Here is a 20,664-nt window from a genome sequence, read left to right as displayed (position 1 = left end):
AGGGTATGGATCAAATGGTTTTAAGCGTGGTACATTTTTGTTTTATGGTAGGCATCGGGTTTTATTTTATCACCGCCATGCAGTGGTACAGCTACCGACTTGAGCGTATTTTCTTTCATTACAACCGTTATGACTGGCATCTTTACTTTTTTGTGATTCCCTTAATCGGTTACTATCTCTTAGACGGCATTTTTCTCGACATTTTTGTGGCACTTTTTTTACTCTTGCTGTTTGTCTGGCAGACAAAAATGGACAAAAAATTGGTCTGGACGGCGCGCGTCAAACGCTTTTTCCTCTTTTTAGTGTTAGCAACCCTGTTTCAAGACCTGCTCTGTTTACTGCTTGCATCGTGCCTTAAACTGGGCATTATCATTCCTTTAGTTGTGGCTCAATGTGCGAGCATGGTGTATGAGAAGATCCTTTTTGATGGGTTTAAAAAAGAGGCACAGCAGAAATTGATGAGCAATACAGCGCTCAAAGTGGTTGCTATTACTGCCAGTTACGGTAAAACGAGCATTAAAAACTTTCTGGCACAGATTTTAAGTAGCCAACTCAAGGTCTACAAAACACCTCGCAGTGTCAATACGCTTGGTGGCATCATCAAAGATATTAATGAATCACTGCCCAAGGTGTGTGATGTGTACATCGTTGAAGCAGGCGCACGTGTTCGAGGTGACATTGAAGAGATTGCGCAATTCATTAATCCGCATATCGCCGTGGTGGGCTGCATTGGTGAACAGCACATTGAGTACTTTAAAACGCTTGAAAACATCCGCAATACCAAAATGGAGATGCTCAACTCAACGCGACTTGAGAGCGCTTTTGTGCATGAGAGCGCCAACATTAACCCAACCTCGATGATCCATTCGTTTGGCTCTGAGCTGAGCGATATTGAAGCAACTTTGCAAGGACTGAGCTTTAATATGCTCCTTGATGGGGTTAAAGAGCACTTTACATGTAAGCTCTTGGGCGCTTTTAATGCCATCAATATTGCAGCCGCAATTCACGTCGCACGTTCCCTTGGGCTGGATCTGTCTGTGATTAAAGAAGCGGTTTCAAATCTGCAAAGCGTAGAGCATCGTTTGCAAAAAATTGAGGCGGGTGGAAAGCTCATCATTGATGATAGTTACAATGGCAATTTAGAAGGCATGCTGAGCTCATATGATCTTGTTGCAACGCATGTGGGGCGCAAAGTGATCATCACACCCGGTATTGTCGAAAGCACTCAAGCAGCCAATGCGACCCTAGCGCAAAAAATAGATGATGTGTTTGATCTCGTGATCCTCACAGGCAAAGCCAATGTGGAGGTTTTAGACTTACATGTAAACAAAGCGCAGAAGATAATACTCAGCGATAAATCAAAACTCCAAGAGACCTTGGCAGAACAGACTCATGCAGGAGATGTGATACTTTTTTCGAATGATGCTCCAACTTTTATCTAAAAATCCTATTTTATTATACGAATGTTATACGATCTAAAGTATGATAGGGGATCATTTAAAAGGAGTGAGATGAAAACGAAGAGTTTATATATCTCATCGCTTGCACCAGCAGCGGGCAGTTTGATCGTAGCGATGGGTATTATGGAGCTGTTAAAAAGCCGTCTTGGGAAAGTTGCTTTTTTTCGCCCTGTCATTGTAGATGGCAGTGGAGCCGATAAAGATATTAACTTTATGTTAGAGTATTATGCACTAGGCATGGAGTATAAAGATACCTATGGCTATACGGTACATGAAGTTGAAAGCTTAATTGCAGAAAATAAGTTCAATCACGTTTTAGAGAACCTTATTGATAAACTCAAAGTCTTGGAAAGCCAGTATGATTTTGTCCTTATCGAAGGACTCAATCAGTCTAACTTTTCGCAAGCCCTTGATTTTGACATCAATCTTTCCATAGCTAAAAATCTCAGTAGCCCTTTTATTGGTGTCCTCAAAGGCAAACATAAGAGCGTCAAAGAGGTGATGGATGAGATTTTGATTGAAGCAGAGGCGATTAAAGGGGCAGGCTGTCAACACTTTGCAACCTTTGTCAACCGTTTAGGCGAAGACGAAGCCGAAGAGCTCAAAGCGCTTTCCAAACAAGATGCTTTACAAGGTGCGCCCCTTTATTTCTTACCCGAAGTTCCCGAACTTGACACACCAACCGTAGCGGAGATCAAAAAAGCGCTTGGCTGTATGCACATTTACGGTGAAGAAAAAGATCTTAGACGTGTGGTTAAGCAGAGCAAAATTGCAGCGATGAAACTCGATAATTTCTTAGAATACATCGAAGATGGCGACTTAGTCATCACTTCGGGCGATCGTTCTGATATTATTGTCGGCTGTTTGAGCACGGTTTTTTCCAACAATTACCCAAACATCTCAGGTATTTTGCTCACCGCTGGCATGATGCCTCACAAATCTATCAACAAACTGGTCGCAGGATTTAAAGATCTCTCCATTCCTATCTTAAGTGTGGAAGATGGCACCTTTAATACGGCGGTGAATGTTGCGAAGGTTCCTGCAACTATTACACCCCAAAGTGTGCGAAAAATTGCGTTGGCTATGGGACTCTTCTCGTCCAATGTCAATAGCGCAGAGATCGAAAAGTGTATTGATACCGAATCTTCTACCAGTTCTATTACCCCGATTATGTTTGAATATGCTCTCTTTGAGCGCGCACGACGGGATCGTAAAAAGATTGTATTGCCTGAGAGTAATGATGAACGCATTTTACGTGCAACAGAGATTTTGTTGCGTCGTGATGTGGCTGATATTATTCTTTTAGGTGTTGAAGAAGAGGTGCTTCACAAAAGTGCAAGCCTTGGACTTGATATTAGCAAAGCAACCATTATTGATCCGTTGAGCTCTCCTTTGATGGATGAGTTTGTGAACTCTTTTTACGAGATGCGAAAAGCCAAAGGGCTTGCACTGGATGTGGCACGCGATAGTATGATGATGAAAAATTATTTTGGAACGATGATGGTCTATACAGGCTATGCCGATGGTATGGTCTCGGGTGCGATTCACACGACGCAAGAGACGATTCGACCTGCGCTTCAAATCATCAAAACTAAGCCAGGTATCTCCATTGTTTCGAGTCTTTTCTTTATGTGTTTGGACACACGTGTTTTGGTGTATGGCGATTGTGCTGTCAATCAAGACCCAAATGCTGAAGAACTAGCGCAAATTGCGATCTCTTCTGCTGATACCGCGAAGATGTTTGGCATTGAACCCAAAATCGCGATGCTCTCTTACTCCACCGGTGATTCAGGTAAGGGTGAGGAGGTTGAAAAAGTGCGTCTTGCAACGAAAATCGTCAAAGAGACACGTCCTGATTTATTGGTTGAAGGACCGATTCAGTACGACGCTGCGATTGATCCAAGTGTTGCTAAAACCAAACTTCCCAACAGTCAAGTAGCCGGTAAAGCAACGATCTTTATCTTCCCCGATCTCAATACAGGCAATAACACCTACAAAGCGGTGCAAAGAAGCTCAGGTGCGGTTGCCATTGGTCCTGTTTTACAAGGCCTTAGAAAACCGGTTAATGACTTAAGCCGTGGATGTCTAGTCCCTGATATTGTCAATACCGTAGCCATTACAGCCATTCAAGCACAAACCAATGACGGAGAGAATAAGTGAAAATTTTAGTTTTAAATGCGGGCAGTTCTTCTGTTAAATATCAACTCTTTAATATGACCAATAATGCTGTTTTAGCCAGTGGTATGATTGAGCAAATTGGCGAAAAAGAGTCCATGGCTAAAATTAAGTACAAAGATGCCGACGATGTTGAGCATAAACGAGAGCTAAAATGCGCCATTCCTGATCATGATGAAGCCCTTAAATGGATGAGTCAAGCATTGATTCATTCGGGTGTGATTGAGGATCTCAATGAGCTCGATGGCATTGGGCATCGTGTTGTTCAAGGAGGCGCTTCGTTTCAAGAACCTGCGATGGTCAATGAGTATGTTATGTCGGAGATTGAGCGTTTGATCCCACTGGGACCCTTGCACAATCCTGGGCATTTAGCAGGCATGAGGGTTGCTGTACATCAAAGTCCCAATGTGCCACAAGTGGCGATTTTTGACACTGCTTTTCACTCAACATTGCCAAAATACGCTTACATGTACGCGATTCCTTATAAATATTATGAAGATTTACGCATTCGTCGTTATGGTTTTCATGGAACGTCACATCGTTACATCGTGAAAGAAGCTGCTAAATACCTGAAGCAAGATGTCAATACCCTCAATGCTATTACGCTGCATTTAGGTAATGGTGCGAGTGTTGCCGCGATTGAAAATGGTAAAAGTGTGGATACTTCCATGGGGTTAACGCCGCTTGAAGGGCTTATTATGGGAACACGCAGTGGCGATATTGACCCTGCTATTTTGTTCTATTTGGCACGAAAGCGTGGACTGACACTCGATGATCTCGATAAAATGCTCAATAAAGAGAGTGGTTTAAAAGGGATATGCGGAAGCAACGATATGCGAGAAATTACGCAAATGGCAGAAGAGGGCGATGAGAAAGCGCAGCTTGCGCGCGATATGTTTAATTACCGTCTGAAAAAGTACATTGGTTCGTACAGTGCTGTGCTTGGGCGTGTTGATTGTATCGTCTTTACGGGCGGAATTGGTGAAAATGACAGTGGGGTTCGCCTTAAGTCATGTGAAAATTTAGAGAATTTTGGCATTAAAATTGATCCAATACTGAATAAAATTCGCTCAAGCGATATTTTAGAAATTAGCACACGTGATAGCAAAGTCAAAGTGTTAGTCATCCCGACCAATGAAGAGTTGGAAATCGCAATGGAAACGATGGAGATGATCGAACAACATCACTAAAATCAGTGTTTACATGTAAAGACAAATCTTTACATGTAAACCTCTTGATTAATAGACTTTTTGCAAAAGTCAAAGCACCAAAGGTGCGTGGGCTTTGCGCCGAGCAAAACTCAGTGTTAACGTAGTTTTTAAAGCTTTGCTTTAAAAGCGTGATAAGAGTTCTAATAGAACTCTAAATTAAAAGTTCTTTAGCAATAGCGTTAATGCGTTTACCATCTGCCACCCCTTCGCATTCTGCAAGCACACCAGCCATAATCTTTCCAATCTCTTTTAGGCTCGTAGCGCCACTGGATTGAATGTGCTTTTGAATGATGATCTTAAGCGCTTCATCGTCAAGTTGTTGTGGTAAATACGATTTTAAAATAGCCGCTTCTGCCATCTCTTTCTCATAAAGGTCCATTCGGTCAGCCTCTTTAAAGGCAATTGAGGCGTCATCGCGTTGTTTGAGTGATTTTTGGATGATTTTCATGATGTCAGCATCGCTGAGCTCTTTGCGTTCATCGACTTCGATTTGTTTTAGCGCACTCATCAAAAAACGGATCACGTCACGTTTAAAATTATCTTTGGTTTTCATTGCCTCTTTGAGATCATCTTGGAGTTTTGTTTTGAGTTGTGACATCTTTTTTCCTTAGGAACTTAATTTGCTTTAGAGCAGTGCATTTTATAGTATAATGATAAAAAATAGAATAAAATGGAGTTGTATGAGAATTCTTACATGTAGCTTTGTAGCTGTTGTGGCTTTAGTGGGTTGTTCTGCACACCCTGCCAGTCCTCAAATTAGCATGAAAGCACCTGTTTATGTCGATGAGATTCCTTCGCGCGTGAATGAAAATACGACACCTAACCCTGGAAGCCTCTTTGGGCAAGGTGACAATCCTCTTTTTGCCGATCTTAAAGCAATGCACGTCAACGATGTCGTTACCGTGACGATTACCGAGCAGACAGCCCAAAGCTCTTCAGGGAAAAAATCACTTGAAAAAGAGAACTCCAGTAACCTTGGAGCAGGCATCACAACCGCTGCTGGTGGTGTAGCGGGTAACGCGGCTAGACAACTCAATAAAGTGGGCAATATCGGCTTTACGGCAGGATCAAGCAGCTCGTTTACAGGATCAGGAACGAATACCCGCAATGAGAGTTTTTCAACGACGATTTCCGCACGTATTATTAAAATTTTAAATAATGGCAACTATTTTATTGAGGGGAGTCGTGAATTACTGATCAACGGTGAAAAACAGATGATCCAAGTCAGTGGCGTGATTCGCCCGTATGACATCGATCAATACAACAACATTGATTCAAAATACATCGCTGAAGCGAAGATTCTCTATAAAACAGAAGGCGATATTGATCAAACGAACACAAAGCCATGGGGCACCAAATTTATGGAAACCATTTGGCCATTTTAATGTATTTATGACAAAGGACAGTGATTGGAAAACGTTAACGCACCTAAATTTATCGAACGAGATAAAATTTTTAAAGCCAAAGATATTATTGTAGCGCTCAAATATTTTGGTGTCAGTTTTGATAAACTCAAAACCAATACCCCTGAGCGTGCTAGAGCCATGGTAATTGGCTACAAAGCATGGCGATTAGGACTCAATGAGACACAACTCCGCTCCGTAATTGAGCGCAAAATTGATGATAAAGAGATTATTACTCTTTTAGGGTATAAAGAGAAAAAGAGCATTCGTAGTTGGAGTATTTACACGAAAGTGAAAGAGGATGATTACCGCATCAAAGTCGAGCGTTTGTGGTGTAAAAAACTGGGCGCCTTATGTTTGATCGCCAAAATAGGGCAAAAAGAGCTCATTGCTTTAGCCAATGAGCGGTTTAAAGATCAACTTGATTGTACGATTCCTAAAGAGTTTTAAGGACGACACTTGCCTTACATGTAAGGCAAGATTTTGATTACGATTTAACCGCTTTTGCCATATCCCACATCGGCATAAAAATACCAAGTGCCATTAACAGAACCATCGCTGCGATAAATCCAAGCAGGATCGGCTCAATATAACTTGCGATATTATCGATAATTTGACTAAAGCGTGACTTGAAGTATTGTGTCACTTTTTCAAGCATTTTATCCAGCGTACCACTTTGCTCACCTGCTTGAATCATCTGAATCAACATTCCTTCAAAAAGCCCTGTATCACGAAACGATTCGGTCAGTGAGATACCGCGTTGAACGGAGACTTTGACCGCGGAGAGTCTTTTTTTAAGATGGGTATTATCCAGCGTTAACAAAGCTGTATCCAAAGCATCCGCGATGGGAATACCTGCACGAATAAGTTCGGTGAAGACAAGGCAAAAACGACTCAGTGTGGCATAAAAGATAATGTTACCAATCAGATAAAGCTTGAGAATATATTGATCATACTTTTTCTTGAACTCTTCGTTATGCACCAGTAGGTATTTAAAAAGAACAATAGTGATAAAAATCGCCGCAAGAAGATAGAGCCCGTAATGATTAATCAGGTTTTCCATAAAAAGAAGAATCTTCGTAGGCAGAGGAAGTTCCGCTTTAAGTTTTGAGAAAATATCTTTAAATTTAGGGACAACATAGACCATTAAAATTGAAAAAGCAATGGCAATGGCAATAACAACTGTAATAGGATACCGCATCGCTTTTTTAAATTTTTGTCTGTTTTCTTCTATCTCTTCAAGAATCTCTGCAAGTTTTTCCAAAGATTCTGCCATGTTACCGGTACTTTCACCCAGCTCAACCAGTGCGAGTGTCACATCGCCAACCTCTTCACGGTAACTCATTAAGGCTTGTGTAAGACTAAGCCCCGAGTTGAGATCATCATTGACACTGTTAAAGATCTCTTTAAGCGATTTATCAACCGTTACATTGGCAACTTCTTTGACGCTATCGTGAATGGAAATACCTGCATTGGTCATAACACTCAGTTGCCTAATCGCAGCAATAAGGTTTGGCATTTTAATTTTTTTACGAAAAAGAGCTCCTAAAAACTGCGTTTTTAATTCACCCAGTTGGTCTTCAAGGGGCGCAGAAGTCTCTTTAACGTTTATAATAACGCCAGGAATCTTAACTTTGGCAATGGCAATGGCATCGCTACGATTCGGTGATTTGACAATAGTTTTGGTTTTTTGACCTTTAAAAAGGTAGTTCACTTCAAAATACTTCATCCTTTTGCCACCCTTGCAATCTCATCGAGTGAGGTAATGCCTTTGGCTGCGCGTGTAATACCATCTTGATACATGTCACAAAAGCCCTCTTTAATGGCTTGCTCTTTAATTTCACTTTTGGAAGCACCTTGGGCGATCATGCTGGAAATTTTCTCACTAATGGGTAGAATTTCTGAGATCATTTCACGTCCTAAATAGCCTGTTTGAGAACATTTCTCGCAGCCATTATGTTTGTAAAATTGATAATCTTCAGGCAGCATTGCTTGGATTTCATCTAAAGCTGTTTTAGGAAGAGTGTATTTTGTTTTGCAATAAGGGCAGAGTTTACGTACCAATCGTTGCGCTTCAATGGCAATGAGAGAACCACTGATCAAATAAGGTTCAATTCCCATATCTACGACCCTTGTAACAGCACTAATGGCATCATTGGTGTGGAGTGTTGAAAAGACCAAGTGACCTGTGAGTGCTGCTTGAACAGCAATGCGCAAGGTTTCGGTATCACGTACCTCACCAATCATGATAATATCAGGATCTTGGCGTAAAATTGAGCGCAGAGCCGAGGCAAAGGTAAGATTTGCTTTTTCATTGACTTGAACTTGCTGAGTTAGGTTGAGTTGGTACTCCACCGGATCTTCAACGGTAATGATTTTACTTTGCACACTTTTAATCGCATTAAGCGCTGCATACAGTGTGGTTGTTTTACCACTACCTGTAGGTCCTGTTACAAAGATAATACCATAAGGGGTACGCATCGCTTGAGCAAACTTAGCATAGGTTGCTGGTTGCATTCCCAAATCTTCAATCTTAATCATCACTTTGGATTTATCCAAAATACGAATAACAATGGACTCGCCATTGATCGTAGGAAGGGCTGAAATCCTAAAGTCATACTCACGCCCAAGAATCGTAGCCGAAAAGCGACCATCTTGGGGTTTGCGTTTCTCGGCAATATCCATATTTGAGAGCAGTTTCATGCGTGATGCAAGCGGAGGGTAAATATCTTTGTCAAAAATAAATGTCTCTGTCAGCATGCCATCAATTCGGCTACGGACAATACAGTTGTTCTCGGTTGGTTCAATGTGAATATCACTCGCACGTGCTAGAATCGAAGTTTTAAGAATAATCTCAATCAGTTTTAAAATACCTGAAGACTCTTGAGGATTTTCAGCCGCACTGGAGGTAATCTCTTTGCGAATCTCGCCAATCAATCCTTTAATGCTCTCGCCCAGTTCCATTTTGATCAGGTATTTATCAATTTGAGAAGGCTCTGCAATGATGACTTTGAGGAGTTTTCGTGGAAAAATTCGCTGAACGCCCTCTTGGGCATTAATATCCAAAGGATCCTTAAGCGCTACAAAAATATTGATCTCATCTTCGTGAATCGGCAATGCTTTGTATTTTTTGAGCTGTGCAAAAGGAAGTTTAGAGGCTAGACGATAGTCAATGTCAATCGAGTCAAGATCAAGATACTCATAGTTAAGATTTTTGGCTAAAGCTTGTAAGAATTTTTCACTCTCAATGGCAAAGTTAGCATTGACATCTTCTAAGTTCAAATACCCTTTTTTAAAAAACTCTATCACTAAAATTAGCAGATCTTCTTTGGTGAAAAAGTTATTCTCCAAGAGAATTTCACCCAAAACTTTGTGGCTATTTTGTTTTATCTCGTCTTTGATTTTAGCAGCACTGGTTTCATCGATAATACGGTTGTGAATAAGATAGGTTAAGAGGGTGTTTGTAATATCGTTCATTGTCTCTACCATTGTTGATAAATTTTGGCTATTGTACCATTTCTCATACAAAGAAACCAATTCATTTTAATCAATGACTTCTCCTACTGCGATTTGGTTGAGTAAACTTTGCGCTGCTTGTGACTTATTGTTTTTCAAATAGGCTTTAAGTGCTAGTGCCGCATCTTCTTTATGCCCTAATTTGATTTTGGATTTTGCAAACCAAATCCAGCTTTTTTCATTTTCAGAATCAACATTATTGGCAATCAATGCCCACTTATTACTTTCAGTGTAATTTTTAGCAAGGTAATACTCTTCCGCAAGCATTAATGCAAAAGTAATGTTGTGTGTTTTTTCAAATTTATCTTTGAGATATTGGATGGAATGAACCTCTTGGGTTTCAATTTTAATAACCCCCTTTGGCTTGGGTTCTTCCAAAAGAGGTGGTGGAAGGAGCATAGTATCGATTTTTTCCTCTTTGCTTCGATAAAAACTCTCATCATTAATGGTGTTAGGTGTTTTTCGTGTAAGCACTTTATTTTCAAGTTCTTCTTCATAAATGCCAGAAGTACTCTTCTTTTCTACCGGTTCAGGAAGATAGGATGGCTTCTTTTCAGAACTATTTTTTCCAATGACAGGAAGCTGAAGAACAAGCGTGTCATCTGCTTTTTGTATACTGTTGGATGCTAAAGGTGTCTCTTTTGGTGTGCTATTATTGACTTCAGATACGTTTGCTGAAACGATGGTTGTGGTTGAAAGATTATGTTCCCCATTGTACATCTGTGTAACTGCAGCAGACTCTTTCTCTTTTGAATTGAGAAGATTGAGTACCAGAGGGTAAAAAAAGAGTCCAATCAGTACAAAGAGGAAGAGAGATGAGCCGATAATGAGGTAATGCAAACGCTGCTTCAGTCGGTACTGAGAAACTTTTTTTTCGAGCTCAACAATTTCTGCGGTACTAAGCATGGATCATCCCTAAACTAATGCCAGCCATCTCAAGGTATTTTACATGTAAAGCATTACTTTTGACAACAGAGGGTTTATGCTCATCATAATACTCTAAAATTTCAAAGAGTTTATAGAGAAGTTTGTTGATCGTTCTCAAATTTCCACCTGTCAATTTTGCAATTAATTTATAGTGTTTATCCTTAAAAAGATTCAGAAATTCAAAACGATTATGAAACAGAAGCTTTTTTTCGATATAGGTTTTGATCTCATTTTGTGAGGCATTGTCTATCTCAATGGTCTCCCAAATACGTGTTTGGAAGTAATCTTTGGCGAGTAAGTCCTCTTTTTCGGTCTTATGAACGGTAAACAAAAATTTGAATAAACGAGAATCTGCCATCAGACGAATTTTCTCGATCAAATCTGTGGGATAAAGCTGTGCCTCATCAATGAGAACCGTAATAGCTTGATCGGTAGACGTAATATGTTTACTAAGTAGCGCTAAAAATTCATTGTAATTGGAAAACTCTGGAGAAGTTCTCCCAAAAATATGCTCATACAGTGCTTTAATCAAAGCTCGCTCTTCAAAAAAAGGACGCGGGAAAAAAATAATACGTTTTTTGGTTTTTAAGTCATTGTAAATTTTTTGGAGCAAAAAGGTTTTACCCGTACCTGGTTTTCCATAAAATAAGATAAGCTTTAAAGGCTTATCTAATGTTTGCACCAATTTATCATAGGCCATTGCCGATTTATCTAAATTCACATAATCAAAGATTTCACCATCAACAAAGATGGTTTTCAGATCGCTATAGTGGCTATTCATATATTCTTTGGCTGTATCCAAGATCTTTAAGCGTTGCCTTATCCGTCCCTTTCGTCCCTATAAGGCGTGGGGTAATGACAAAAACAAGCTCATTGGTTGATACGGTATCGGCAGAGTGTTTAAACGCTTCTCCTAAGAGAGGAATGCTACTGAGCAGGGGCACGCTGCTTTCTTCTTTGCCTTTGGTTGTCGCAATAAGACCTCCTAGAATGATCGTACTGCCATCTTTTACTTTAACAACCGTGGAGAGCTTTTTCTCTTGGGTATCAGGTGCAATTTCTCTAGGCGTTGTTTGCTGCTCATCATCACTAGAGTATTTAAAATTACTGACCGAAGGGTTAATGCGAAGAATAATCTCATTATCTTCTGAAATTTCAGGGGTGATATTAAGTAGCACGCCAATAAAAATGGAGTAATTCGTATACGTTGTAGCGATGCTTGTGGTGGTCTCTGTTGAGCTTGTCTCTTCGGGTATTCGGTAATTGATATTATCACCAACCGTGATCAATGCTTGTTGATTATTCATTGTGAGAACTTTTGGACTCGAAACAACCTTAGTGTCACCACTTGAACCTAGAAAATCAATCAAACCAGAAACGGAGAAGACAGCGTCATTCACAACGGTTAAACTATTATAATTTTTCGTAATCGCATTATCATAATATGTTGCTGCAGTCGAATCTGTATAGGTATGTCCTGTTTGTCCTTGATTGCTATTGTTCAAAATAGAGCTACTGCTAAATCCAAGTTGAAACTTACTCCAATCTACACCTGTTTTATTGCTACTGCTTAGTGCGACAGAGATAATGGAGACATCAATCAACACTTGCCTATGGAGCCTATCTTTCAAAAGATCGATATAATCAGAAACACGATCCAACTGCTTTTTGGTTGCTGTGACGGTGATCATACCTGCATTGGCGTTGATAATCGGTGAAGAGGCTTTGTAACTCTCTCCTCCTGTGTTTAAAACAGAGGTAAGCTCCGTTGAGATTGTCTTCCAAAAATCAAAGGATTCATTGGAAGAGATAGAGTTTTGACTTTGGGTTGTTGTGTTTTTGGTTCCACTTCCTGTTGCTTCAACAGGGGTAGCATCTACAGAGGCGTTAATAACCGCTTTGCCTTCACGAATGGAAGAGATGTAGTCTACTTTAAAGGATTTGGTACTGAGAGCTGAAACTTTCAAATAGTTTTTATCATAGGTGTAAAAAAGGTCATTGTCTTGAATCACGAGTTGAAAGACTTCATCTAAAGAGAGATTTTTAATGTTGACACCATTTAAGTTTTTTGCAAGTGCTTTTTCTGCTTCGGTATCTTTAACAACAATACTAAAATCACACACGTCACCAAGTTCGGCAAGGAGCTCAGCCCCTGTGGCTTTGTTGTTAGTTTTGATATTAAACGTGCGATATTCACATGGCTTACTTTTTTCAGCAGCGTGAACGGGCGAAAGAGCGATCGCTAATATCGCTGCTATTGCAATAATGTTATTTGGAAAATATTTTAACATTGCTCTCATCTTTTGTCCTTATTACAAGTTCTTTTTTTTCAATTTCATTTTGGAGAATAACACTATTGTGGGTAATTTTTGTCAGCTTGTAGGAGCCTATCGTCTCATTTCGTTTATACCAAGTGCCACTAATTTTTGCTTTTTGATCAAAGGTTGCTTCTAAAATATAAACAATGGGTTGCATCGTTTCATTGCCATCATGATTTTGTTGATCGGTCGTGATGCTGATAAATGGATTTTCAAGTTTGTCTAGCATAATGACATCAGCACCCACTCTGCGCTCAGCAATGCGTTCAAAAATTTTGTCATACTCTTTGACCTCGCTTCCTAGAGATAAAGCCTCTTTTGCATCTATCAGGGTGAGGTAAAAACATAACCCTATAACTGTTTTTAGTAATGGTTTCAATACTTCATCCCCCAAACAGCGATATTAAATTGCCCATCAATGTTTTTCTGTCCGGTGCAATTCAGTTCATAAATATCCACAACCAGTTCACTCTCTTCAATGGCATTCATAAATTTCATGGTATTGGCAAATGAGCCACTAAAATCAACTTTGAGGGTTAAAATTTGTTCAATTTTTTGCATACTTGGCTCATTGATTTTATTTTCAATGACCTTAATACGTACAGCGTATTTTTGCGCCAATTGCGTAATGGAGTGTAAAAAATTTGCCCAATTTTCGTCATTAAAAAGAAGGTAAGAGAGCTCTTTGAGCTTACCGTCAACATAGGCATTGGTAAACGTCGTTTTTTCCAACAGAAGCTTCGCATTTTCAATATCAGATTTTACTTTTCTAATGAGAAACGTTGAATCTCCATCGCGAGAAACTGAGGTTAAGTAGGCTTGCTCATCATGAAGCTTTTTTTCGACCTCTTTAGCGTTGCGCATGGTTTGATTGAGCATTTTTTCAGTAATAGGAAAGAGATAGCTGTAAAATAAAAAGCCAATCAATGTAAAAACCATTGCAAAGACAAGATACGTCTCACTACTTTTTTTACCTTGAAAGTAGAGATCAATTTTATCCATAAGCGTATCAATACTATTCATCGTTCAATCCTATAGAGATTTTACTGGTATAGAGTTTGATTTTATCATCTTGAATAATTTTATCGGTTGTAATCCTGTATTTTTTTAAAGCCGTTAAATCTTGGATAAACTCTGTAATTCTTTTTTCACTTTGATTACGCACAAAAAAGTTGAGTTGTTTTTGCTTAAATTCTATGGCTTCTACTTTGCAGCCATTTTGGTTTGAAAGTTGGAAAATTTCTAAAAGTATTAACGCTTTCATTGGGTAGGAGATCTTTTTATTGTAGATTTCACTCAAAAGTTTTTTTCTAAATTCAAACTTACTGGTCTCATTGTTGACCAAAGTATCCACTTTTTCTTTTTCAACTTTGAGTTGGGCTAACTCTTGTCGAATCGCGGATGTTTTTTGAAAGAGCTCGTTGTATTCACTGGTCTCTTTTGCTGCTTTGAGGCTTAGAAATGAGTGGTATGCGAATTGATACGCTGGGTAGGCAAGACTGAAGATAATACTCGCAGCCATAATGGCTAACAGTTTACCGGAGGCTCTGTATTTAAGCGGTGGAGGTCTTTTGTAGATTGAAAAATTAAGATTGTCGTCTTGATTTTCCATATAAAGCTGAGCACTCAACATCATTAAAATATGAATTTGATCGATGTACCACTCTTTGGAGTTAATCGCAATGCTAAAATTGAACTCAAAAGATTCTAATCCAAGGTAACTTTTACCATACTCTTCAATGCCAGAGAATGCACCAATTTCAGATCCTAAATAGATGCGATCAATAAAATCAATGTTGTAAGAGCGTTTGGTGAAGACTAAAACATCGCTAATGTATAAGAAAATTTCTCCAAAAAGTTGCATTAAGCTCTGTTGGTATTGGCTATTGGTTGCTCTCAGTCCTTCGTTGGTTAAGAGTTTGTAAAAATCTTCTTCATCAATGCGTTCACCAATGAGTTCACAAAATTTTTCGTTGATCTCTTTGAGTGAGTAGTGCAGTGATTTAGAATAGATGTATTCACCACCTTTGTAGATGGTCAAAAAAGCATCGGCTTTTTGAAAATAGACAAAACAGTGTGTGCCCTCAGCCTCAATGAAATTTTTGCGGTAAAGTGCTTTAATTAAAAAAGGTGCAGCGGTAACATAATCGATATAGCGCGTTTTTTCTTTTATAGGTGTGAGTTTGGAATGAATAAGCGTTGCATCAATAATAAAGATATTAAAAGAGCGATTTTTGGCATCTTTAGATTCCGTTTCAATATAGCTAATAACGTATTCAATCGCTGAATCAAGGGCTAATTCATCATAAACTTTGATTTCTATAGCATCTTTAAGATCGCTATCGGGAATATTTCGGCTAACATCTATCGTGGCACTAATAACGTCGCGTGCTTGAAGGTAGGAGATAAAAAAAGCATTTTTGTCACTTTTTTCGAGCTTATTGAGTTTGATTTCATTTTTAGAATAAGAGTAAGAAACAAGCGACGAAGGGTCTATAGATACAATTTCTGAGCTATAACGTTTATTCTCAGGTGCGGCCATTTTTTAAACCCCTTTTATTCTAAAAATTATCGTCATTCCACTGATGAGAATCATACAGTGATTTTATTGCATTATGGTGACAGACTTTATTCTACTATATAACCAATTTTCTTCAACATTTCTTTATCTTGGCTCCAACCTTGTTTGACAACCACAACAAGTTTCAAAAAGACACGTTTTTGTGACAGCGATTCAATCAGTAAACGTGCGCTAGAGCCGATTCTTTTAATGGTTTGACCCTCTTTGCCAATCATAATACCTTTTTGGCTTTTTTTGTCGACAATAATAGTAGCATAAATATTATCGATTGTCTCTTTTTCATCGACTTTATCGATGATAACATCCGCAAAATAAGGAATTTCATCGCTGGTATTCTCGAAAATAGCTTCTCGTATCAGTTCTTTGTAAATATCGCGAGCACGCTCTGTTGTGAGGATTTCAGGATCATAAAGGTAAGGATGTTCAGGCATAAATTTGGAGATCGCTTCTAAAAGATAGGATTGTGAGATTCCTTTTTTAACCGAAACAGGAATAAGGGCTACAAATTTATCTTGATACGCTTGGTATTCTGTGATTTTATCAAAAAGAGCCGTTTGCGAAATGCTATCCGTTTTTGTAAGAAGAACCATATGGGGAATATTGGCTTTATTGAGCGCTAAAAAATCAATATAATTTTGAAGGGTATCACTTGCAGGCGCTAAGAAAAGGATAAGATCACAATCCCCCATCGCCTTCATCGCCTCTTCAAGCATAAATTGATTTAAAAGGCGTTCTTGTTCGTGAATACCAGGTGTGTCAATAAAAATAATTTGGGTGTTTTCATACATTGCAATGATGTTCAGACGCTTTCGTGTCGCATTGGCTTTGTGAGAAACCATGGCAAGCTTTTCACCGACAAGCCAGTTGAGTAGGGAACTTTTACCTGCATTGGGTCTACCAATAACGGCAACGTACCCTGTTTTTGTTTTTTCGTTCATTGTGCTTCTTTTCTTTATAAAATATAGCGGCTGCTATCTTCGCTCTCGACAATCGCATCGAGTTTTTCATGGACAAGTGCTTTGCTTACATGTAAGGTTTCGCCCGCGTGTTCATCAGCGGTGTAACTGATGTCTTCTAAGACTTTTTCGATAATGGTATGAAGCCTTCGTGCTCCAATATCTTCAGTCTTTTCATTGGTGATTTGTGCAATTTTTGCAATCGAAGCAATGGCATCATCCTCAAAAATCAGCTTAACACCTTCGGTTTTTAAAAGGGCTTGATATTGACGTAAGAGGGAGTTTTTGGGTTGGGTTAAAATTTTGTAAAGCACCTCTTCTGTGAGAGAGCTGAGTTCCACACGCAAAGGAAAACGACCTTGAAGCTCAGGGATGAGATCACTGGGTTTGCTCACATGAAACGCACCTGCTGAGATAAAAAGGATATGGTCGGTTTTAATGCTTCCGTATTTGGTATTGACATCGCTGCCTTCCACGATAGGCAGAAGATCGCGTTGAACGCCTTCTTTGCTTGGATCACTGCGGTGCGATTGTGAAGAGCTTACCGCAATTTTATCGATCTCGTCAATGAAAATAATACCGCCATTTTGAGCACGCTCTCTGGCTTCGCTTTTAACCGCTTCCATGTCCAAAAGTTTTTCGCTTGCTTCGATTTTAAGTGCCTCTTTGGCATCTTTGACTTTCATCTCTTTTTTGATGTTATTTTGGCCTGAGCCTAAAATTTTGATAAAAGACTCTTGCACTTTAATCATCTCAGGAGGCAGCGACGAATCGCCTAAATCACTGCTGTTTTGAGAAATTTCGACTTCAATTTTTAGATCATCCAGTTCGCCATCATGAAGTCGTTGGCGCATCTTTTCATAGCTTTTTTCATAATCCGCTTTTTTCTCTTCGCTCACACCTTTAGGAAGTGGCGGAAGGAGTTTTTCGATGATCGTTTTTTCTACATGTAACGCTATATCGTCTTGATTTTTCTCTTTGTGTTCGGTTTTAACAAGGTTGATGGATGCCATCATCAGATCTCTCACCATCGACTCGACATCGCGTCCGACAAAACCCACTTCGGTGTATTTACTCGCTTCTACTTTGACAAACGGTAAAGAGAGCATTTTTGCCATACGACGTGCAATCTCTGTTTTTCCCACACCGGTTGAGCCGATCATCAAAATGTTCTTAGGCATGACCTCTTCTGCCATTTCCCCTTCAAGTTTGAGCCTTCGGTAACGATTGCGAAGCGCAATAGCGATGGCTTTTTTAGCATTAAACTGTCCGATGATATACTCATCCAAATAGGCAACGGTTTGTTTGGGTGTTAAATTCATGCTTCGGTACTCTCTAAAACAAATGTTTTGATGTTATCGTTGGTGTAAATACACAGCTCACTGGCGATTTTAAGACTCTCTTTGACCAGTGTCTCTTCATCCAAATGGGCGTGACGATCCAGCGCGCGCGCCGCTGAAATGGCGTAGTTTCCACCACTTCCAATCGCCGCAATTTTACCGTCTTCTGGTTCAACCACATCTCCCGTTCCACTGAGAATATAAATATGCTCGCATGTGAGTACAATCATCATCGCTTCAAGACGTCTGAGCATCTTATCTTTGCGCCACTCTTTGGAAAATTCGATGACCGATTTGTACAAATCGCCTTTTTTCTGCTCTAGAATGCCTTCAAACATATCAAAAAGGTTAAACGCATCGGCAGTACTTCCTGCAAAGCCTGCTAAGATTTTGCCATTGTAGAGTTTGCGAATTTTTGTGGCATTACTTTTAAGCACCGTATTGCCGAAGGTGACTTGTCCGTCACCGCCAATAACCGCTTTTTTATCTCCGCGACACGCAAGAATGGTGGTTGCTTCAAACATAAAATTTATTCTCCAAGAATAATAAGTGCCAATGTGGCATGAATGCCATGACCCAGTTTAATGCTCACATCGAAATTACCCGTTGTTTTGATCGCATGTTCAAGCTCAACCATTTTTTTATCGATTTCGATTTTGTATTGCTCTTTCAGTTCATGCGCAATTTCCTCTTTGGTAACAGCACCAAAAAGACTTCCGTTGGCACCAAGTTTACGTTTAACCGTAAGCTTTAACGCACCGAGTTTTGTCTCTATCGCTTTAAGATTAGCGATCTCTTCCGCCTCAGCGGCTGCTTTTTTGCGTTGGTCTGATTCGTATTTTCGCATAACTTCATTGGTTGCAAGAAGCGCAAAGCCTTTACCAATCAAGAAATTTTGACCGTAACCGTCTTTAACCTCTTTAATTTCGCCTTTTTTACCTAAATCTTTTACATCTTTAATCAATAAAACTTTCATATTAAGATCCTTTCGTTTTCTATTTCATTATTTTTGGAAGTGGGGCATTTTTCAGCTTTTCGCCATGAAAAGCATCAATGCCGCTACTGAGTTGGGCGATGTTTGAAAAGCCCATTCTGCGTAAAATAAAGATCATCTGCGTTGTGCGTCCACCGACATGGCAATAAAAAATCAAAAGCTTACCGGAAAGCTTTTTCAGCTCATCCATCTGCTGATGAATGGTTGAAGTCGGCATAAGAATATCCGTGCCTTTGATGCTCTCATGTGTGTATTCATACATCTCTCTGATGTCTATCAAGACAAAATCAAGCCTCTTTTGAGCTCTGAGGTTCAGCATTACATGTAACGCTTCGCCACTGACTTCGCAGCTTCTGGTTACGGTTTTGACTAAATTCATCATGGCTTCTTCATTCCATTCATCCTCAATTGGCTCATCCACTGGGGTTACGCTTGCCTTGATTTCTTCTGTTTTTACCGCTAATGATAAAGCGAAGGGCGTTCAGTTTGATAAAGCCTGCCGCATCTTTTTGGTTATACACTTCGTCCTCTTCAAACGTACAAAACGCTTCGCTGAAAAGATTATTGGTTTTAGAATCTCTTCCGATGACGGAAACATTGCCTTTATAGAGTTTGAGTTTGACGGTGCCATTAACAGTCTCTTGCGATTTATCAATTGCAGCTTGCATCATCTCACGTTCTGGTGAAAACCAAAATCCGTTATAGATGGTTTTGGCATACGTTGGCATGATCTCATCTTTAAAGTGTGCGGCTTCACGGTCTAGTGTAATGCTCTCTATCGCTCTGTGCGCACGAAGCATGATTGTACCGCCTGGAGTTTCATAACAGCCTCTACTTTTCATACCCACAAAACGGTTTTCAACGATGTCAATACGCCCAATACCGTGTTTACAACCAATTTCATTCAATTTTGCTAGCATGGTTGCAGGACTGAGTTTTACACCGTTTAATGCGACTGGATCACCTTTTTCATAGGTAATTTCAATCACTTCGGATTGATCTGGTGCTTTTTCAGGGCTAACAGTCCATCGCCACATATCTTCTTCAGGCTCTGCGGCTGGATTTTCAAGCACAAGTCCTTCATAAGAGATGTGAAGCAAGTTTGCGTCCATAGAGTAGGGTGATTTACCCGGTTTTTTCTCAATCACAATGCCATTTTTCTCTGCATACGCAAGAAGTTTTTCACGAGAGTTCAAATCCCATTCACGCCAAGGAGCGATGATGACAAGGTCTGAATTCATGCTAAGATAACCCATTTCAAAACGAACTTGGTCATTTCCTTTACCCGTTGCGCCATGACTAACACCATCGGCTCCCACCATTGCAGCAATTTCAGCTTGGCGTTTTGCAATCAAAGGTCTTGCAATGGATGTTCCTAAAAGATACTCGCCCTCGTAAATGGCATTCGCTCTAAACATAGGAAATACATAATCTTTCACAAATTCTTCTTTTAAATCTTCAATAAAAATATTTTCTGGCTTGATGCCCAAAGAGATCGCTTTTTTGCGCGCTGGCTCTAACTCTTCGCCTTGACCGATGTCCGCTGTAAAGGTCACAACTTCACATTTATACTCATCTTGGAGCCATTTTAAAATAATACTGGTATCAAGTCCACCTGAATAGGCTAAAACTACTTTTTTGACATTTTTTTTCATAATACGAATCCTCACAGAATTTATAGAATTGCGTGATGGTAGCGCAACTTTGTAAAAACTTTGCTTATGCTTTAGGTAGCATTTTACATGTAAAGTCAAAAAAGCAAGTTTAAATATTCTTTTGATAG

20 protein-coding genes are annotated in these 20,664 nt (G+C 39.6%); 5 read left to right on the top strand and 15 right to left on the bottom strand.

Features of this window, described 5'->3' with window-relative positions; genetic code table 11:
- Positions 1–5: 5 nt before the first annotated feature.
- The 3 genes from murF (at position 6) to JU57_RS00510 (ending at position 4,825) form a co-directional block, all read left to right on the top strand.
- Positions 6–1,442 carry a UDP-N-acetylmuramoyl-tripeptide--D-alanyl-D-alanine ligase gene (murF, locus tag JU57_RS00520; protein ID WP_051906415.1) on the top strand — a complete coding sequence of 479 codons (1,437 nt, stop codon included), beginning with the start codon at positions 6–8 and terminating at the stop codon, positions 1,440–1,442.
- A 69-nt stretch (positions 1,443–1,511) separates the two neighbouring features.
- Positions 1,512–3,620 (top strand): phosphate acetyltransferase, encoded by a 2,109-nt coding sequence (gene pta, locus JU57_RS00515; RefSeq protein ID WP_037955539.1) that lies wholly within the window; start codon positions 1,512–1,514, stop codon positions 3,618–3,620.
- Positions 3,617–4,825 carry an acetate kinase gene (locus JU57_RS00510; RefSeq protein ID WP_037955537.1) on the top strand — a complete coding sequence of 403 codons (1,209 nt, stop codon included), beginning with the start codon at positions 3,617–3,619 and terminating at the stop codon, positions 4,823–4,825. The genes pta and JU57_RS00510 overlap by 4 nt, the downstream gene beginning before the upstream one ends.
- Positions 4,826–4,997: 172 nt before the next feature.
- On the opposite strand, the gene JU57_RS00505 is transcribed toward JU57_RS00510, so the two are convergent.
- A complete protein-coding gene (locus tag JU57_RS00505) occupies positions 4,998–5,444 on the bottom strand; it encodes a GatB/YqeY domain-containing protein (RefSeq protein WP_037955535.1) in 447 nt (148 codons plus the stop codon).
- A gap of 82 nt (positions 5,445–5,526) precedes the next feature.
- On the opposite strand from JU57_RS00505, the gene flgH reads away from it, so the two are divergent.
- Together flgH and JU57_RS00495 are read left to right on the top strand one after the other, a co-directional pair.
- On the top strand, positions 5,527–6,231 hold the full coding sequence (flgH, locus tag JU57_RS00500) for a flagellar basal body L-ring protein FlgH (RefSeq protein ID WP_037955531.1): 705 nt from the start codon (positions 5,527–5,529) through the stop codon (positions 6,229–6,231).
- A gap of 24 nt (positions 6,232–6,255) precedes the next feature.
- Complete coding sequence (locus JU57_RS00495) at positions 6,256–6,699, top strand: hypothetical protein (protein WP_037955528.1); 444 nt, start codon at positions 6,256–6,258, stop codon at positions 6,697–6,699.
- A gap of 37 nt (positions 6,700–6,736) precedes the next feature.
- On the opposite strand, the gene JU57_RS00490 is transcribed toward JU57_RS00495, so the two are convergent.
- From JU57_RS00490 to JU57_RS00425, 14 genes are all read right to left on the bottom strand, one after another.
- On the bottom strand, positions 6,737–7,978 hold the full coding sequence (locus tag JU57_RS00490) for a type II secretion system F family protein (RefSeq protein ID WP_037955526.1): 1,242 nt from the start codon (positions 7,976–7,978) through the stop codon (positions 6,737–6,739).
- Entirely contained in the window at positions 7,975–9,726 is a 1,752-nt protein-coding gene (locus tag JU57_RS00485) for a type II/IV secretion system protein (RefSeq protein WP_037955523.1), read from the bottom strand. The genes JU57_RS00490 and JU57_RS00485 overlap by 4 nt, the downstream gene beginning before the upstream one ends.
- 66 nt (positions 9,727–9,792) lie before the next feature.
- Positions 9,793–10,671, bottom strand: a complete 879-nt coding sequence (locus tag JU57_RS13575; RefSeq protein ID WP_051906413.1) for a hypothetical protein — start codon at positions 10,669–10,671, stop codon at positions 9,793–9,795.
- Positions 10,664–11,473, bottom strand: coding sequence for an ATP-binding protein (locus JU57_RS00475; protein WP_037955520.1), 810 nt, complete (start codon positions 11,471–11,473; stop codon positions 10,664–10,666). Before JU57_RS00475 ends, JU57_RS13575 begins: the two co-directional genes overlap by 8 nt.
- Positions 11,466–12,992, bottom strand: coding sequence for a pilus (MSHA type) biogenesis protein MshL (mshL, locus tag JU57_RS00470; RefSeq protein ID WP_051906411.1), 1,527 nt, complete (start codon positions 12,990–12,992; stop codon positions 11,466–11,468). Before mshL ends, JU57_RS00475 begins: the two co-directional genes overlap by 8 nt.
- The gene (locus JU57_RS00465) at positions 12,961–13,389 is read right to left on the bottom strand and encodes a hypothetical protein (protein ID WP_037955514.1); all 429 of its coding nucleotides are present in this window, start codon (positions 13,387–13,389) and stop codon (positions 12,961–12,963) included. Before JU57_RS00465 ends, mshL begins: the two co-directional genes overlap by 32 nt.
- Positions 13,386–14,033, bottom strand: a complete 648-nt coding sequence (locus tag JU57_RS00460; RefSeq protein ID WP_037955512.1) for a hypothetical protein — start codon at positions 14,031–14,033, stop codon at positions 13,386–13,388. The genes JU57_RS00465 and JU57_RS00460 overlap by 4 nt, the downstream gene beginning before the upstream one ends.
- Positions 14,026–15,552 carry a hypothetical protein gene (locus tag JU57_RS00455; protein ID WP_037955509.1) on the bottom strand — a complete coding sequence of 509 codons (1,527 nt, stop codon included), beginning with the start codon at positions 15,550–15,552 and terminating at the stop codon, positions 14,026–14,028. Before JU57_RS00455 ends, JU57_RS00460 begins: the two co-directional genes overlap by 8 nt.
- An 86-nt stretch (positions 15,553–15,638) precedes the next feature.
- The gene (gene era / locus JU57_RS00450) at positions 15,639–16,529 is read right to left on the bottom strand and encodes a GTPase Era (RefSeq protein WP_037955506.1); all 891 of its coding nucleotides are present in this window, start codon (positions 16,527–16,529) and stop codon (positions 15,639–15,641) included.
- 14 nt (positions 16,530–16,543) lie between these two features.
- Positions 16,544–17,869 (bottom strand): HslU--HslV peptidase ATPase subunit, encoded by a 1,326-nt coding sequence (hslU, locus tag JU57_RS00445; RefSeq protein WP_037955504.1) that lies wholly within the window; start codon positions 17,867–17,869, stop codon positions 16,544–16,546.
- A complete protein-coding gene (hslV, locus tag JU57_RS00440) occupies positions 17,866–18,411 on the bottom strand; it encodes an ATP-dependent protease subunit HslV (protein WP_037955501.1) in 546 nt (181 codons plus the stop codon). The genes hslU and hslV overlap by 4 nt, the downstream gene beginning before the upstream one ends.
- A gap of 5 nt (positions 18,412–18,416) precedes the next feature.
- Positions 18,417–18,863 carry a 50S ribosomal protein L9 gene (rplI, locus tag JU57_RS00435; protein ID WP_037955498.1) on the bottom strand — a complete coding sequence of 149 codons (447 nt, stop codon included), beginning with the start codon at positions 18,861–18,863 and terminating at the stop codon, positions 18,417–18,419.
- A 19-nt stretch (positions 18,864–18,882) separates the two neighbouring features.
- Entirely contained in the window at positions 18,883–19,302 is a 420-nt protein-coding gene (locus tag JU57_RS00430; RefSeq protein ID WP_037955494.1) for a rhodanese-like domain-containing protein, read from the bottom strand.
- Complete coding sequence (locus JU57_RS00425; protein ID WP_037955492.1) at positions 19,295–20,536, bottom strand: argininosuccinate synthase; 1,242 nt, start codon at positions 20,534–20,536, stop codon at positions 19,295–19,297. Before JU57_RS00425 ends, JU57_RS00430 begins: the two co-directional genes overlap by 8 nt.
- Positions 20,537–20,664 lie beyond the last annotated feature (128 nt).

Origin of the sequence: Sulfurospirillum sp. SCADC (assembly GCF_000743525.1) — a bacterium.
GTDB lineage: Bacteria > Campylobacterota > Campylobacteria > Campylobacterales > Sulfurospirillaceae > Sulfurospirillum.
This window is presented reverse-complemented; position numbering and strand designations above follow the sequence as displayed.